Genomic DNA, 623 nt, shown 5'->3' with positions numbered 1-623 from the left:
ACGGTGCGCTCGGGCAGCGAATCGATCGCCTCGGCGACGAAGGAAATCGCGGCGGGCAATATCGATTTGTCGTCGCGGACGGAAGAACAGGCGTCGGCGTTGCAGGAAACGGCGTCGAGCATGGAAGAGTTGACCGGCACGGTCAAACAGAACGCGGACAATGCTCGTCAGGCGAGTTCGCTTGCGGCGAATGCGTCGGAAATCGCCAACAAGGGCAGCGCGGTCGTGAGCCAGGTCGTCGGCACGATGGGCGACATCAACCAAAGCTCGGCGAAGATCGCGGACATCATCACGATCATCGAAGGCATCGCGTTCCAGACCAATATTCTTGCGCTGAACGCGGCGGTGGAAGCGGCGCGGGCCGGTGAAGAAGGGCGTGGGTTCGCGGTTGTCGCAGGCGAAGTGCGCACGCTTGCGCAGCGTTCTTCCGCAGCAGCGAAGGAAATCAAGGAACTGATCGATACGTCGGTGGCGCGCGTGCAGACCGGCACGAGCCTGGTCGATGAAGCCGGACGCACGATGAACGAGATCATCGGTGCCGTGCAGCGCGTGACCGACATCATGGGCGAGATCGCGGCGGCATCGGAAGAGCAGAGCAGCGGGATCGACCAGGTAGCGCGCGC

1 protein-coding gene is annotated in these 623 nt (G+C 63.1%); it reads left to right on the top strand.

Features of this window, described 5'->3' with window-relative positions:
* The coding region (locus AWB67_RS39145; protein WP_235025646.1) for a methyl-accepting chemotaxis protein at positions 1-623 on the top strand (623 nt) is incomplete at both ends.

The sequence above is a fragment of the Caballeronia terrestris genome, assembly GCF_001544515.1.
GTDB classification, from domain to species: domain Bacteria; phylum Pseudomonadota; class Gammaproteobacteria; order Burkholderiales; family Burkholderiaceae; genus Caballeronia; species Caballeronia terrestris.
Note: the sequence above shows the minus strand (reverse complement) of the source record. Positions and strands in the feature narration are given on the sequence as shown.